Genomic DNA, 13,664 nt, shown 5'->3' on the forward strand with positions numbered 1-13,664 from the left:
GGCGGGGCCTGGCGGCCGCCCGGACGACGCTGGATCCACTTTCTTCGATTCAACCTTGAGCCCTGTATCGAGAAACGTCAACATAGAAGTGTGTCGAACCAAGCACTTGTGGCGCCCGGCCAGGACGGCGGGGAGATCTGCGTCTGCGACCTGACCCCGCGTTCGACCTGTCGCAGCCGAGCATCTCCCACCACCTGAAGCTGCTGAAACAAGCCGGGCCCATCGACCCCGTGCACCGCGGCACGTGGGTGTACCACCGGCTGCTGCCCGCGAGCAAGGACCGGCTCGCCGCCGTCCCCACCCGCCCCGTGAGCGGGACGAATACCGGCGCGGCCGGGGCGGCGCCCGAACGGGCCGCCAGCCAGGAAGGGGCGGCTCACGCCTGACCACCCCGCTGCGAAGCCGTCAGGGCCGTTCGTCTGCGCGTACAACGCCGGCCGCTCGCAGATGGCGGCCGCCTGGCTCACCCACCTCGCCGCGGGACGGATCGAGGTCCGTTCCGTCGGCTCCGCACCCGCCGACCACGTCAACCCCGCGTGGCAGCGATGACCGAGACCGCCATCAACAGAGGCCGAGAGGCGCGTACGCGCCCTGATCGCGGAGCTGCTGCCCAGCTGATCCCGACCCCGCCGGGCGCCGTCGGGATCCCACCGGCGTACGTCACGCCGCTTCGGCCCGAACGTCCAGAGCAAGCGCCCCCGGCTATCCAGCGGGGGCCGCGACGTCCGGCCGGCCCTGCGCGTCAAGGCGATCAAAACGGCCCCACCGCATGGCGACCCACTCGGCACTCGAAGTCGAATTGAAAATGGTCGTCGTTTTCATGTAGCTTCACGGCGAACGCCCTCGACACCTCAGGAGATCCCGATGGCCGTCCCCAAGCGGAAGATGTCCCGCAGCAACACCCGCCACCGCCGCGCCCGGTGGAAGGCCACGACCCCGCAGCTCGTCCCGATCACGGTCGACGGCTCCGTCTACCGGGTCCCGCAGCGGTTGGTGAAGGCCTACGAACGCGGCCTCCTGCGCCCCGAGGGCTGAGCCGGATGACCGCCGCGATCCCCGCCCCGCTGCCCGTCACCGTCCTGTCCGGGTTCCTCGGAGCCGGCAAGACCACCTTGCTCAACCACGTCCTCGGCAACCGCGAGGGTCTGCGGGTCGCGGTCATCGTCAACGACATGAGCGAGGTCAACATCGACGCCGCCCTCGTGCGCGACGGCGAGGCCGCGCTGTCGCGGACCGAGGAACGGCTGGTCGAGATGACCAACGGGTGCATCTGCTGCACCCTGCGCGACGACCTGCTGGAGGAGGTGGACCGACTGGCCCGCGAAGGGCGCTTCGACTACCTGCTCATCGAGTCCAGCGGGATTTCCGAGCCGATGCCCGTGGCGGCCACTTTCTCGTTCCCGCGCGACGACGGGGTCACCCTGGGCGACCTCGCACGCCTCGACACCATGGTCACCGTAGTGGACGCCGCGAACTTCCTGCCGGAACTCGCCGGCGGCGACGAACTGACCGCCCGCGGCCTCGACCAGTACGAGGACGACCAGCGCACCGTCAGTGACCTCCTCATGGACCAGATCGAGTTCGCGGACGTCATCGTCCTCAACAAGCTCGATCTGGTGGGGCCGGCGGAGGTGACCCAGTTGCGCGCGACGCTGTCGCGGCTCAATCCGGAGGCGCGGATCGTGCCCGCCGTCCACGCCCAGGTGACCCTCGAACAGGTGCTGGGCACCGGCCTGTTCGACGTCGAGCGGGCCCAGCAGGCCCCGGGTTGGGTCAAGGAACTGAACGGCGACCACGTCCCGGAGACCGAGGAGTACGGGATCTCCTCACTCGTGTTCCGCTCGGACCTGCCGTTCCATCCCCGCCGGTTGTGGACCTTCGTCACCAAGGGCCTCGACAGCGGAACCTTCGGGCGGATCCTGCGCTCCAAGGGCTTCTTCTGGCTCGCCAGCCGCCCCCGCGTGACCGGCCTGTGGTCGCAGGCCGGCGCGGTGGCCCGCTTCGAGCCGTCGGGCGCCCGCGGACCGGACACCACCCAGGGGCAGGAACTCGTCTTCATCGGCACCGACCTGCGCACCGACGCACTGCGGGCCGCCCTCGAAGCCTGCCTGCTCGGCCCCGGCGAAGCCGTGCCCGCTGAGGACGACTTCCCGGACTGGGAGACGTACGGGATCGACGACGCCTGCGAGCACGAGACCGCCGCCTCCCGGGCGGCCTGAGACTCCGGGCCGGACGGTGGTCGCAGCAACGGCACCGCCCCCTGTTATTGAAAATGATTCCCATTACCGTATACTGAGGCCATGGCACGCAACGAAGTACGCCCGATCATCAAGCTCCGCTCCACCGCCGGCACCGGCTACACCTACGTCACCCGCAAGAACCGGCGCAACGACCCGGACCGCCTGGTGCTGCGCAAGTACGACCCGGCCGCCCGACGGCACGTCGACTTCCGCGAAGAGCGCTGACCCCTCCCCAGAGAGAGCCAACCCCATGAAGCCTGGAATCCACCCCGCATACGGGCCCGTCGTCTTCCGCGACAAGGCCGCCGACTTCGCCTTCCTCACGCGCTCGACCGCCACCAGTGACAAGACGGTCGACTGGGAAGACGGCAACACCTACCCCGTCATCGACGTCGAGATCTCCTCGCAGAGCCACCCCTTCTACACCGGCACCGCCCGTGTCCTGGACACCGCCGGCCGCGTCGAGCGCTTCGAACGCCGCTACGGAGGGCGCAAGTGACCCTCCCCGTCGTGCTCGTCGCCGGTATGCACGCCGACGCGCGCAAGGAGACCGTCGAGCACCTGCTGCGCAGCGTGCCGGGCAGCATCGCCCTGCACCACGATCTGTCCTCGGCCCCCGGCGGCACCGTCCGTCGGACGCTCCGCGACTCCGGGGGAGCGATCTCCGCCGACGAGACTCCGTTGGTCAACGACTGCGCCTGCTGCGCGCTGCGCGAGGACCTCGTCCCCGAGCTGGAGCGGCTGGCCGGCGGCGGGCTGACCCGCCTGGCCGTGGTGGAACTCTGGGACTCCGTCGAGCCGAGGGCGATGGCTGAGGTGATCGACGCGCACGGCGGGGGCGTACTGGAACTCACCAACGTGATCACCGCCGTCGACCCCGCGCTCGTCCTGCCCTGCCTCGGCAACGGCGACGACCTCGCCGAGGCCGGACTCGCCGCTGCGGCCAGTGACCAGCGGACCGTCGGGGACACCTGGGCCCGTCAGCTCGAATACGCGCCCGTCCTCGCGGTCGCCGACAGCGAGGAGGCCGACGAGGAGGACCGCGCCCTGCTCGCCCAGCTGCACCCGACGGCCCGCCAGGTGCCCACCGGCTCCAGCGAACTCACCCGGCTCGCCTTCGCCGGCTTCGACGTGGAGAGCGCCGCCGCCGCCCAGCACCCCGCCTGTGCACTCCTCCCCCAGGACGCCGACGAGGCCGGAGTCGCCACGTTCGTCTGGCAGCGCCGCCGGCCGTTCCACCCCGAGCGGCTCTACCAGGCCCTGGAGGACCTGACCTGCGCCGCGGCCCGCAGCCGCGGCCGGTTCTGGCTCGCCGACCGCCCCGACACCCTCCTCGCCTGGGACGCGGCCGGTGGCGCGCTGTGCGTGGAGAACGCCGGCCCTTGGCTGGCCTCGCTCCCCGACGCCGCCTGGGACCTGGTCCCGGCCATGCGCCGGGCCGCGGCCGCCCTCGACTGGGATGCCGAGCACGGCGACTGCTGCCAGCACCTGGTCTTCACCTCTCCGGGCCTCGACCGGGACGGGATCGAACAGCTCCTGGACTCCTGCCTCCTGACCGAAGCCGAGTACACGGCCGGGCGCGAGGCGTGGAAGCGACTCCCCGCCGCCTTCGCTCCGCTGCTCGACTCCGTTTCCTGACCCCGGACCCGTACACCCCGTACCTTCACCCCCCGAGGACTCTCATGGCCCGCCGCCCGTCCCCCAGCAAGCCGCTCAAGTCCCGCCCCAACCCGCTGGATACGGCAGGAATCACCTACATCGACTACAAGGACACCGACCTGCTCCGCAAGTTCATCTCCGACCGCGGCAAGATCCGCAGCCGCCGGGTCACCCGGGTCACCGCCCAGCAGCAGCGGCAACTCGCCCTGGCCATCAAGAACGCCCGCGAGATGGCCCTGCTCCCGTACGCCGGCCGGTAGCGGACGGCCCGTGCGCCACTCCCCCACCGCCCGCGGCCCTCTGGCAGGCTGATCACCATGGCGACCTCCGAGCTCCCCGGGCTCCTCCAGGCGACCCGCCCCGAGGCACTCACCGACGGCCTGAGACGGCAGCTGATCGACTGCTGGGTGGCCGTGGCCAACGCGGGCGGCGCGGTGATCGCGGCCGGGTTCCCGATGCCGCCGGTCAGCGCCCGCGAGGTGGCCCCCGTCGCGGATCAGCTGATCGCCGCGCTGGCGCCGGACCGCAGCCGGATCCTCATGGCCGCCTACGGAAACACCCTGGCGGGCTGGCTCGTCCTCCGGCGCGATCCGCATCCTCTGATCGCCCACTGCGGTGTGGTCAACCACGTCCAGACGCATCCCGCGTTCCGCGGCCGGGGGCTCGCCGCGGCGCTGATGGAGCGCGTACGGGTAGTGGCGCGCGAGGAGATGGGCCTGGAGCTGCTACAGCTCAGCGCGCGGGCGGGTCTCGGCCTGGAGAAGTTCTACGCGAGGCTCGGGTGGGTGGAGGTGGGCCGGTGGCCGGGTGCGCTGCGTGTGGCGCCGGACGACTACCGTGACGACATCCTCATGAGCATCAGCCTCTGAACCGTCCTGTTCCGGCCGATACGGCATCGGATCCGGGCCGCCCCCTGGAGAGCCTGCACAAACGGGCCCATGATGGAGCCAAGGCGTACGAACGAACGCTGAGAACCAGCCTGCATTCCTCATCGGGGGGCCACAGCCGGCATGAGCGACGCGCCTTTGTACCTGGAACCTCGGCTCAGTGCGGCGATGGCGTCGCTGCTGCGGTCGGCCTCGTTCCTCCAGTCGCTCGTGGCCGCGCTCGGATCGCCGCTCAATGTGGTGATCCCTGATCAGATCCCGCTGAATCTGGACCTGTTCGGTTCGGTGCTGCGGCGCCATCAGCTCTCGGGCCGGTTCTTCTTCGCGCACAAGGCGAACCGGTCGAGCGCTCTGGTCCGCCGCCTCACGACGACCGACGCGGGCCTGGACGCGGCCTCCCTCAGCGAACTGCAGCACGCGCTCGGCTCCGGCTTCACCGCCGACAAGGTGATGGCGACCGGGCCGAAGGATCCGGAGTTCCTGTGGCTTGCCGCGCGGTCCGGTGCGATCGTCCATGCCGACGGGCCCGCCGAGCTGGCCGCGGCCGCCGGCTTCGTCCGGACGTACGGCCTGCCGCGGCTGAGGGTGCTGCTGCGCCTGTCCGGGTTCGAGACGTCCGGCGCGCGGACGCTCTCCCGCGCGAGCCGGTTCGGCGTCTCCTTCAAAGCCCTCGGCGGCCTGCTCGACACTCTGAAGTCCGTCAAGGACGAGCTGGAGCCGGTCGGCGTGGGTTACCACCTCGACACCACCGGCCTCGACGAGAAGGCGGCGGCGCTCGAAGGCTGCCTGGTCGCCGTGGAGGAGCTGAGGCTGCGCGGCTTCCGGCCGCGGGCGGTCGATGTCGGCGGCGGTTTCGGCATCAGCTACCTGGCCCACGCGGACCAGTGGGAGCGCTATACGACCGCGCTCACCGGGGCCGTGCTGGGCAGGCGCTCCCCGCTGACCTGGGGAGGCCACGGCTACGGACTGCGCGCGGAGCACGGCACCCTCAAGGGGGCGCTGGGCCTCTATCCGGCCTTCCGTCCCGTCGCCGGGGCCGGATACCTGGACGAGCTCCTTTCCTGCCCCGCCCCGGGGCTCGGCCGTCCGCTGGGCACCCTGCTGCTGGAGAGCCTGTGTGATCTGTACGCCGAGCCCGGCCGCGCCCTGGTGGACCAGTGCGGGGTCACCCTCGGCTCCGTGCTGGAGGTACGGGCCACGGGCGCCGGTCCGGCCGTGGTGCGGCTCGCCCTGAACTCCGGCGACGTCGGACTGGAGCAGCACGGCATCCTCGTGGACCCCGTACTGCTGCGCCGCGACGGCGCCGCGCCCGCGCCCGGCGGCCCGCCCGTGGCGGTGCACCTGGCGGGGAACCTCTGCCTGGAGTCGGACCTGATCACCCGCCGGACGGTCTTCCTGCCCGCCCTGCCCCGGCCCGGTGATCTCCTCGCCTTCCCCAACACGGCTGGCTACTGCATGGACTTCACCGCCACAGCGGCCCAACAGCAGCCCTCGGCCCGCAAAATCGCGGTGCGAGAGGAGGGCGGTTCCTGGCACTGGTGTCTCGACGAGCAGTACTGGCCGGTCTTGGATACGGGGGAACAGCGGGTATGAGGTACGACAGCATCACCGAAGCCATCGACAACACTCCGCTGGTCCGGATCGATCCGCAGGTGCACGGACTGCGCAACATCGACCTCTACGCCAAACTGGAGATGCTCAACCCCTTCGGCTCCCTGAAGGACCGGGCCGCCTGGAACATGGTCCGCGCGGGCCTGGCCGGTGCCGCCGAGCGCGGCGAGACGGTCGTAGAGCTGTCCAGCGGGAACACCGCCAAGGCCCTGGCGCTCATCGCCGGCCTGCACGGGCTGCCCTTCAAGAGCGTCACCAACCGGATGCGGATCCCGGAAGTCAAGGACCTCCTCCTGCTGCTGGGCGCCGGGATAGAGGAACTGCCCGGGCAGAGCGAATGCCTCGACCCGACCGCCACCGATGATCCGCTGACCGTCTTCCACCAGCAGCTCAGCCGCCCGGGCAGTGCCCATCTCCACACCGACCAGTACTTCAACCCGCTGAACGCCCAAGCGCATGCCCAGGGCACCGGTCCCGAGATCATCGCGGACCTGGACGGCCGCGCGCCGGACTGGTTCATCGCCTGTGTCGGTACGGCCGGCTCCTCCACCGGCGTCGCCTCCGCCCTGCGCGCCCACGATCCGGGCGTCCGCGTCGTCGGCCTGGTCGGCGAGAAGTCCGACTTCATTCCGGGCATCCGGACGGCCGACGAGGTGCAGGAGGTCGGCCTCTTCGACCCGGCCGCCTACGACGCCATCGAGACCGTCGGCGCGGGCGAGGCCATCGACGGGATGGTGACCCTGCTGCGGCGCTGCGCGCTGCTGGCCGGGCCCACCGGCGGCGCCGCCTATCACGGCGCCGTACGCCACCTGCGCCCGATCGACGACGCCCTGGAGGAGCGGCGGACGGCCGTCTTCATCGTGTGCGACCGGGCGGAGAGCTACCTGGGCTACCTCCGCGCGCGCCGCCCCGAGTTGTTCGGCCGCCCGCCGGCCAAGAACTCCGTGACCACCCTCACCGCGGCGGACCTGAGCCAGGTCACGGCGGTCGGCGTCGAGGAGGCACAGAAGTGGATCGGGACCGGGCAGCCGCTCGTGGTCGATCTGCGCGGGCCGTTCGCGTACGCCGCCCTGCACATCGACGGCTCCGTCAACATCGTCGACGAGCTCTTCGAGGAACTCGTACGCGCCGGAATGCCGTTCAGCGCGAGCCGGCCGGTTCTGCTGACATGTCCCGTCGGCGACAAGTCCGCCCGGTACGCGGCCCTGCTGACCCGCATGGGGCATCCCGACGTACGCAGCCTGGCCGGCGGCGTCGTCGCCTGGCGGGACGCGGGCGCGCCGCTGGTGCGTGACTGACATGGACGACCCGGCAGCCGAACTGAAGTCCCTCGCCCCGTGGCAGCGTCCGCTGCGGGACCAGTTCCCCATCGTGACCGGCCATCCGGAACTGGTGTACCTCGACAGCGCCGCCACCGCGCAGAAGCCGCAGGCGGTGCTCAGCGCGGTACAGACCTACCTCACGACGGCCAACGCCAACGCGGGGCGGGGTTCTTCCTGGGCGACCGGACCCCGGACCGCTCGTCGGTCCACTTCACGAGCGGCGCCTCCGAGGGGCTGCGCACGGTGGCGCGGGACTGGCTGCCGGAGCTCCTAGCGGACGGCGACGAGATCGTCGTCCCGTACGGGGACCACCAGGCGAACCTGGCGCCGTGGCTGGAGGCCCGGGCGCTGCTGGCCCGGCAGGGGGTGCGGATCCTGGTCCGGGAGCTGCCGTACCAGAGCAGTTCCGGGGACTACCATCCGGACACCCTCGCCCGGGTGGTCGGGCCGCGTACCCGGTTCGTGGCGGCCACGCACGTGCACCACGTGTACGGCGCCGACATGAACGTCCACCGCATCCGCGAGGCCGTCGGTCCACAGGTGGCCATCTGCCTGGACGCGGCGCAGAGCATCGGGCACCTGCCGGTCTCGGTGGCCGCTCTGGACGTGGACTTCCTGGCCTTCTCGGGGCACAAGGCGCTGGCGCTGCCCGGCACCGGCGCCGTCTGGGCGCGCGGGCTGCGCGGCCCCGCCTTCCGCCCCGGCGGCTGGCAGGGCACCCCGAACACGGCGGGGATCGCGAGCCTGGCGGCCGCCCTCGACTGGCTGGACGCCGCCGGGACCGGCCGGATCGAGCGCTGGACCACCGCGCTGGCTTCGATCCTCACCGACGGGCTGAGCACACTGGAGGCGTACGAGGTGCTCGGCTGCCGGACCAGCCTCGCGGCGGACAGCTCCGTGCAGCGGCGAAGCAGCATCGTGACGTTCCGGCACCGTGAGATCAGCGCCCAGGACCTGGGGTTCATCCTGTTCAGCCGGGGTTTCATGGTGCGCTCCGACGACCACTGCCAGGCCGGGCGCAGTGTACGCGACGGCTCGGTGCGCGTCAGTCTGCACATCTACAACACACCCGAAGAGATGCAGGAATTGGTCACCACGCTTGCTGAGCTGCAATGATTTTCATGAGCAGGCTGCGGTCACGGCGACGGAGGCAACCAGAGCGCGATGAGCATGAGCACGGTGGTGGCCGCGCGCTGGGTCAAGCGCTGGGAGTCCCAGCAGCAGCGGTACGCGGTCGAGCGTGAGGAGCGGTTCACGGTCATCGGGGACGTGGTCGAGCGCGTGACGCTCGGCCGGCCGGACCCACTGGTCATCGACCTCGGGAGCGGCCCCGGCTGCCTGGCCGCCCGGTTGGCGGACCGGCTTCCGCAGGCCGAGGTGGTGGCGGTGGACGCCGATCCGCTGCTGCTGGAGCTGGGCAGGGTCCACTACGGAGCCGCCGTGCGTTACGTCGAAGCGCTGATCGGGGCGCCCGGGTGGCTCGAGGCCCTCCCCGTGGACCGCGTCCTGGACGCGGCCGTGTCCACCACCGCGCTGCACTACCTGAGCGAGCGCACCCTGCGGGCGGTGTACCGCGACATCGCGGAACGGCTGCGGGACGGCGGCGTGTTCGTCAACGGAGACCACATCAGCCCGGACTCCCCGAGGATCCGCGAGCTGGCGGACGACATCGGCAGCCGCCGGTCCGAGCGGCAGCTCGCCGGCACCGACGAGGACTGGCAGTCCTGGTGGTCCGGGGCGGTCGCCGATCCCGAACTCGCCGCCCTGCTCGCCCGGCAGGGTGCACACCAGCACCCGCCCTGCGAGGGCAACGACCTGCCCCTGTCCGGCCACGTGGAGCTGCTGCGCGAGGCCGGATTCCAGGACATCGGGACGGTCTGGCAGTTCGGCAACAGCCACGTCCTCGTCGCCGTACGCTGAGCGCCCCCGGCCCGCCTCTCGTCAACCACCTTGCACGGCACGGCCGTTGAGGCGAACCCGGGCACCGGGCACTCAACCGACGGGCCGGCCGCAGTCGCGCATCGCCGCGCGCAGATGCCCTCTTCCCGGTCCGTATTCCGGGCCGGACCTTGCGCGAGCCCTGGTCCGGTGGGGCCCGCCCCGGCCCCCGCCCGGCGGCGCTGGGCACGTGCGGGGCGGGACTGACCGTACGGCCCGGCGGCCCCGCTCCTCGACCGTCACGGCCTACGGCCGCGCGCTCTCGGCCCGGGACTCCTCTGCTGGTCGGCGCAGTCCTCGTCGGCTGAGGTCGGCCACCGTCTCGCCCTGGTCCCAGACCGTCAGGAACGACATCCGCAGGCACGCCGCCAGCGCCGGGTGCTCGATGTACAGGGCGGTGGTGGCCCGCGTGTCGGCCATCGGGTCGGGCATGTCGCACAGCACGAGCGAGGCATCGGCGATGATCAGTTTCAGCGGCAGCCGCGGGGTGAAGCGGGACTCCTCGCCCGCTTCGCCGAAGCGGCGCACGTTCTCCAGGAGCTCGGCATCGGCCAGCGCGTCGTGGGTGTACACGGCGCGGGCCGTGCCCCCGGCGCGGCGCAGCCTGCGGACGGCCTTGATGCCTTCGTTGTTGGCGGCGGGGGCGACGAAGGGGGGTTTGCAGAAGCTGAGCAGCTCGTGTGCGGCCTGTTCCTGGATGGCGGCGAACCGTTCGGCGATCGCCTTGGGGTCGCGCAGCACTTCGATGTAGTCGAGCGGGTCGGTGTGGGTCTGCCCGGCGGCCCAGACCGGTGTCAGGGCCGAGGCCAGTGCCGCCGAAGCCTGGTCCAGCCGTTCCAGTGACTCCCTCTGAAGGGCCATCAGCCGGGTGAGGGCCAGTTCCGGCGCCACGGCGGAGAAGGCGGCCACCCGGCCGGGGCGCAGGACGGCGAGGCGCCTGCGCACCAGCGCGTCGAGCACGTCGTACACCCGCTGGCGGGGCACGTCCGCGGCGCGCGCGACCTGCGCCGCGGTGTACGACTCCCGCCTCACCAAGGTGAGGTAGACCCGCGCTTCGTAGCGCGAAAGACCCAACGCCACAAGGTCGTTGACAGCACCGTCGTCCAACTCCATGGCACCACACGGTATACGCGGAGATCACCGATCGAAAGCAATCCTTTGCTCACGGCGGGTATTCCCTTGGGCCTGCTCCTCACTACTTTCATCCGTGGCCACCACTGAAGGTGGTGACAGTCAGCACCAATGAACCCGTGCCACTCGCCGTCCGCGGCGTTCCCTTGCGATCGACATGTCATGCACCTGTCATTCACTGAGGGCCGCATCCCACGCCGCGGAAGATCCGACCCCCCATGGAGGGCCGTTCATTGCAACCCGAACCCGCCAGCCGCGCCAGAAGACTGACGCGCCGTGCCGCGACCGCCGCACTCTCGGCCGCCACTCTGATATCCGGCGGATTACTCGCGCTCGCCTCGCCGTCGGCGGCCTCGACGGCACCCGCCACGCCCAGCGCCTCCGCCGTGCACACCCAACGGCTCTGCTCGGAGCCCGCGAAGGCCGGCTTCATGGCCTGTCACGCGCTGGCCCGCACCGACCTCAAGCAGCAGCTCAGCCTCGCGCCGAACATCCTGCCGTCCGGCTACGGCCCCACCGACCTGCAGAGCGCGTACGCCCTGCCGTCCTCGGCGGGGGCCGGCGCGACGGTCGCCATCATCGACGCCTACGACGACCCGAACGCCGAGTCGGACCTGGCCACGTACCGGTCCCAGTACGGGCTGCCGGCCTGCACCACCGCCAACGGCTGCTTCAAGAAGGTGGACCAGAACGGCGGCACCTCCTATCCGACCGCCGACTCCGGCTGGGCCGGCGAGATCTCCCTCGATGTGGACATGGTCAGCGCCGTCTGCCCGTCGTGCCACATCCTGCTCGTCGAGGCGAACCAGCCGTCCATGGCAGACCTGGGCGCGGCCGTCAACCGCGCCGTGACGATGGGGGCGAAGTACGTCTCCAACAGCTACGGCGGCGGCGAGGACTCCACCGACGCCAGCTCCGACTCCGCGTACTTCAACCACCCCGGCGTGGCCATCACCGTCAGCTCCGGTGACAGCGGCTACGGGGTCGAGTACCCGGCGGCCTCCCAGTACGTCACCTCGGTCGGCGGCACCTCGCTGACGCGGGCGAGCGGTACCTCACGCGGCTGGTCCGAAGCCGTCTGGGGCACCAGCGCCGGCGGCAACGGCGCGGGCTCCGGCTGCTCCGCATACACGACCAAGCCGTCCTGGCAGAGCGACAGCGGCTGCGCCAAGCGCACCGTCTCCGACGTCTCGGCGGTCGCCGACCCGGCCACCGGCCTCGCCGTCTACGACAGCTACCAGGCCAGCGGCTGGAACGTCTACGGCGGCACCAGCGCCTCGGCGCCGATCATCGCCTCCGTCTACGCCCTCGCGGGCACCCCGGCCGCCGGCAGCTACCCGTCGTCGTACCCGTACGCCCACACCGCGTCGCTCAACGACGTGACCAGCGGCGCCAACGGCTCCTGCGGGAGCAGCTACCTCTGCACCGCCAAGTCCGGCTACGACGGCCCGACCGGGCTCGGCACGCCCAACGGCACCGCCGCCTTCACCGGTGGCACGACCGGCGGCAACACCGTCAGCGTGACCAACCCCGGCAGCCGCTCCACCACCGTCAACACGGCCGCCTCGCTCCAGATCCAGGCCACCGACTCCGCCAGCGGGCAGACCCTGGCGTACAGCGCCACCGGACTCCCGCCGGGCCTGTCGATCAACGCCTCCACCGGCCTGATCAGCGGTACGCCGACCACCACGGGCAGCTACAACGTGACGGTCACCGCCAAGGACACCACCAACGCCAGCGGCAGCGCCTCCTTCACCTGGACCGTCACCCCGGCCGGCGGCGGCTGCACCCCGACGCAGCTGCTCGGCAACCCGGGCTTCGAGACCGGCAGCGCCGCCCCCTGGGCCGCCAGCACCGGCGTGGTCGACAACGGCAGCGGCGAGGCCGCCCACTCCGGTTCCTGGAAGGCGTGGATGAACGGCTACGGCTCCACGCACTCCGACTCGCTCTCCCAGTCGGTGACGATCCCGGCGGGCTGCCACGCCACCCTCAGCTACTACCTGCACATCGACACGGCGGAGACGACCACTACGACCGCCTACGACAAGCTGACCGTCCAGGCCAACTCCACCACCCTGGCGAGCTACTCCAACCTCAACAAGAACACCGGCTACGCGCAGAAGTCCTTCGACCTGTCCTCCTTCGCGGGGCAGACGGTGACCATCAAGTTCAGCGGCACCGAGGACTCCAGCCTGCAGACCTCCTTCGTGATCGACGACACCGCCGTCAGCACCAGCTGACCGGCACGTGAAAGGGGACGGGCCCGGACCGCAGGCATCGGTCCGGGCCCGTCCGCCCGTGCGCCGGTCGCCTCAGCGGACGACCACGGTGACCCGCCACACCACCGTCGCCAGGCAGCCCACCGAGCCGGACCGAGCCGGCTGCGGACAGTTGCGGACCTCGGAGGTCAGCACGGCGGTACCGGCCGCCGCGCCCAGGAAGACGTGGTCCGGGGCCGCTGCCAGGGCCGGGCCGGTGACCGAGACCCTGGGAGCTCCCGGCAGCGCCACCCGGACCGTACCGTTCCGGTCCAGACAGATCCGCCGGCCGTTGTCAGCTTCCGTGACGGTGACGTCAGTGCCGTGCACACAGTCATCACCGGCGGACGCCACGACGCCGCCCGTCGACCGCGGCCCCGGGGCCGTTGCGCCCGCGCCGCAACCGCCCACGAGCAGCAGCACCGCGAGAACCGTCCCTGTTCGCACGCGCATCCCCTGGCCTCCTCCATTGCGGAGCACTGGTCAGCGCTTGGACGCGGCCCGTACGTCCGGGGTTCCCGAGCCCGGGGCAGCAGGTCAGCGGTGATCGCGTGCGAAAGTCCCGCTCCCGGGAACTCACGCCGGGTGCCGTCCGACTACTGGCACGTGGGCGACGGA

The 13,664-nt window shown here is 71.4% G+C and carries 13 protein-coding genes and 4 pseudogenes; 15 read left to right on the forward strand and 2 right to left on the reverse strand.

Features of this window, described 5'->3' with window-relative positions; translation table 11 throughout:
* Window positions 1-126 precede the first annotated feature (126 nt).
* The 14 genes and pseudogenes from ACZ4M3_RS21525 to ACZ4M3_RS21590 form a co-directional block, all read left to right on the forward strand.
* Window positions 127-386 (forward strand): annotated as a pseudogene (locus ACZ4M3_RS21525) (ArsR/SmtB family transcription factor); the annotation flags it as partial.
* Window positions 322-537: pseudogene (locus tag ACZ4M3_RS21530) on the forward strand (hypothetical protein); the annotation flags it as partial. The pseudogenes ACZ4M3_RS21525 and ACZ4M3_RS21530, both read left to right, overlap by 65 nt.
* A gap of 102 nt (window positions 538-639) precedes the next feature.
* Window positions 640-759 (forward strand): annotated as a pseudogene (locus ACZ4M3_RS21535) (L28 family ribosomal protein); the annotation flags it as partial.
* A gap of 105 nt (window positions 760-864) precedes the next feature.
* Window positions 865-1,035, forward strand: coding sequence for a 50S ribosomal protein L32 (rpmF, locus tag ACZ4M3_RS21540; protein ID WP_467734912.1), 171 nt, complete (start codon window positions 865-867; stop codon window positions 1,033-1,035).
* A 5-nt stretch (window positions 1,036-1,040) separates the two neighbouring features.
* The gene (locus tag ACZ4M3_RS21545) at window positions 1,041-2,219 is read left to right on the forward strand and encodes a GTP-binding protein (protein ID WP_467734914.1); all 1,179 of its coding nucleotides are present in this window, start codon (window positions 1,041-1,043) and stop codon (window positions 2,217-2,219) included.
* Between the two features lie 81 nt (window positions 2,220-2,300).
* Window positions 2,301-2,465 carry a 50S ribosomal protein L33 gene (gene rpmG, locus ACZ4M3_RS21550; RefSeq protein ID WP_467734916.1) on the forward strand — a complete coding sequence of 55 codons (165 nt, stop codon included), beginning with the start codon at window positions 2,301-2,303 and terminating at the stop codon, window positions 2,463-2,465.
* Window positions 2,466-2,490: 25 nt separating this feature from the next.
* Window positions 2,491-2,739 carry a type B 50S ribosomal protein L31 gene (locus ACZ4M3_RS21555; protein ID WP_467734918.1) on the forward strand — a complete coding sequence of 83 codons (249 nt, stop codon included), beginning with the start codon at window positions 2,491-2,493 and terminating at the stop codon, window positions 2,737-2,739.
* A gap of 26 nt (window positions 2,740-2,765) precedes the next feature.
* Window positions 2,766-3,878 carry a CobW family GTP-binding protein gene (locus ACZ4M3_RS21560; protein ID WP_467735472.1) on the forward strand — a complete coding sequence of 371 codons (1,113 nt, stop codon included), beginning with the start codon at window positions 2,766-2,768 and terminating at the stop codon, window positions 3,876-3,878.
* Window positions 3,879-3,922: 44 nt separating this feature from the next.
* Window positions 3,923-4,159 carry a 30S ribosomal protein S18 gene (gene rpsR / locus ACZ4M3_RS21565; RefSeq protein WP_267038078.1) on the forward strand — a complete coding sequence of 79 codons (237 nt, stop codon included), beginning with the start codon at window positions 3,923-3,925 and terminating at the stop codon, window positions 4,157-4,159.
* Between the two features lie 57 nt (window positions 4,160-4,216).
* Complete coding sequence (locus ACZ4M3_RS21570) at window positions 4,217-4,768, forward strand: GNAT family N-acetyltransferase (protein ID WP_467734920.1); 552 nt, start codon at window positions 4,217-4,219, stop codon at window positions 4,766-4,768.
* Between the two features lie 141 nt (window positions 4,769-4,909).
* Window positions 4,910-6,379 (forward strand): type III PLP-dependent enzyme domain-containing protein, encoded by a 1,470-nt coding sequence (locus tag ACZ4M3_RS21575; protein ID WP_467734922.1) that lies wholly within the window; start codon window positions 4,910-4,912, stop codon window positions 6,377-6,379.
* Window positions 6,376-7,695 (forward strand): pyridoxal-phosphate dependent enzyme, encoded by a 1,320-nt coding sequence (locus tag ACZ4M3_RS21580; protein WP_467734924.1) that lies wholly within the window; start codon window positions 6,376-6,378, stop codon window positions 7,693-7,695. Before ACZ4M3_RS21575 ends, ACZ4M3_RS21580 begins: the two co-directional genes overlap by 4 nt.
* Window position 7,696: 1 nt before the next feature.
* Window positions 7,697-8,835: pseudogene (locus tag ACZ4M3_RS21585) on the forward strand (aminotransferase class V-fold PLP-dependent enzyme).
* Window positions 8,836-8,883: 48 nt separating this feature from the next.
* Complete coding sequence (locus ACZ4M3_RS21590; RefSeq protein ID WP_467734926.1) at window positions 8,884-9,639, forward strand: class I SAM-dependent methyltransferase; 756 nt, start codon at window positions 8,884-8,886, stop codon at window positions 9,637-9,639.
* 264 nt (window positions 9,640-9,903) lie between these two features.
* Here ACZ4M3_RS21590 and ACZ4M3_RS21595 read toward each other — a convergent pair whose 3' ends face one another.
* Window positions 9,904-10,770, reverse strand: a complete 867-nt coding sequence (locus ACZ4M3_RS21595; RefSeq protein ID WP_467734928.1) for a TrmB family transcriptional regulator — start codon at window positions 10,768-10,770, stop codon at window positions 9,904-9,906.
* 236 nt (window positions 10,771-11,006) lie between these two features.
* On the opposite strand from ACZ4M3_RS21595, the gene ACZ4M3_RS21600 reads away from it, so the two are divergent.
* Window positions 11,007-13,028, forward strand: coding sequence for a putative Ig domain-containing protein (locus tag ACZ4M3_RS21600; protein ID WP_467734930.1), 2,022 nt, complete (start codon window positions 11,007-11,009; stop codon window positions 13,026-13,028).
* A gap of 72 nt (window positions 13,029-13,100) precedes the next feature.
* Here ACZ4M3_RS21600 and ACZ4M3_RS21605 read toward each other — a convergent pair whose 3' ends face one another.
* Window positions 13,101-13,499, reverse strand: coding sequence for a hypothetical protein (locus ACZ4M3_RS21605; RefSeq protein ID WP_467734931.1), 399 nt, complete (start codon window positions 13,497-13,499; stop codon window positions 13,101-13,103).
* Window positions 13,500-13,664 lie beyond the last annotated feature (165 nt).

The organism is Streptomyces sp. NPDC026522 (genome assembly GCF_055567555.1).